Genomic DNA, 913 nt, shown 5'->3' with positions numbered 1-913 from the left:
TGGTGCGTTTGGAGATGGTTTCGCGCTCGTGCTGAGCGAGCACGGCAAAGAGGCCCACGGTGAGGGTATTGGCGTCGGGCATATCGCAGCACACGAAATCCACCCCCGAATCGCGCAGGGCCAGGATGAAGCTGGCATTGCGGCTCAGCCGGTCGAGCTTGGCGATGAGCAGCGTGCTACCCACCCGCCGGGCCTCGGCCAGGGCGGCAAGCAGCTGCGGCCGCTGGTTTTTCTTACCACTCTCGATTTCGACGTACTCGGTCAGCAGTTGCGCCGGGTCGGCGATGAACGCGCGCACCGCCGCCTGCTGGGCTTCGAGCCCCAAACCCGAGATTCCTTGCTTTTGGGTGGAAACCCGGTAATAAGGTGTGTAGCACCGCAGGGGAGTCATGGTACAAAAAAAGAGTACAAAAAGAGGTCTGCGCAAAAAGGCAAGCAAAAGTAGTCCATTTTACATATTAGCAACGTGCGTTTAATAAATGTTATAAGCGCTACTTTTGCCAGGCTACCCCTTGCTACATGCCCACTCCAGCTCCCCGCTACATTCCTTACTACCGCGTGAGCACCGTGCGCCAGGGGCAGTCCGGCCTGGGGCTCGAAGCCCAGCAAGCGGCGGTGCGCGCTTTCGTGCAAGACCCTACCCGCCTGCTGGGAGAGTACGTCGAAATCGAGAGCGGCAAGAAAAACCAGCGGCCGCAACTACTTGCCGCCCTGGCCGAGGCCCGGGCAGCGGGAGCAACATTGTTAATTGCCAAACTAGATAGATTATCCAGGAACGCAGGATTCATCCTGATGCTGCGCGATTCGGGGGTGGATTTCGTGTGCTGCGATATGCCCGACGCCAATACCCTCACCGTGGGCCTCTTTGCCGTGCTCGCTCAGCACGAGCGCGAAACCATCTCCAAACGCACCA

At 59.1% G+C, this 913-nt stretch carries 2 protein-coding genes; one reads left to right on the top strand and one right to left on the bottom strand.

The window, feature by feature from the left end; genetic code table 11:
* On the bottom strand, positions 1–391 hold a 391-nt coding region (locus tag E4631_RS25670; RefSeq protein ID WP_135318689.1), incomplete at its 3' end, for a recombinase family protein.
* A 128-nt stretch (positions 392–519) separates the two neighbouring features.
* On the opposite strand from E4631_RS25670, the gene E4631_RS25665 reads away from it, so the two are divergent.
* The coding region (locus tag E4631_RS25665; protein WP_135318688.1) for a recombinase family protein at positions 520–913 on the top strand (394 nt) is incomplete at its 3' end.

This window comes from Hymenobacter sp. UV11 (genome assembly GCF_004684095.1).
Taxonomy (GTDB): domain Bacteria; phylum Bacteroidota; class Bacteroidia; order Cytophagales; family Hymenobacteraceae; genus Hymenobacter.
Note: the sequence above shows the minus strand (reverse complement) of the source record. Positions and strands in the feature narration are given on the sequence as shown.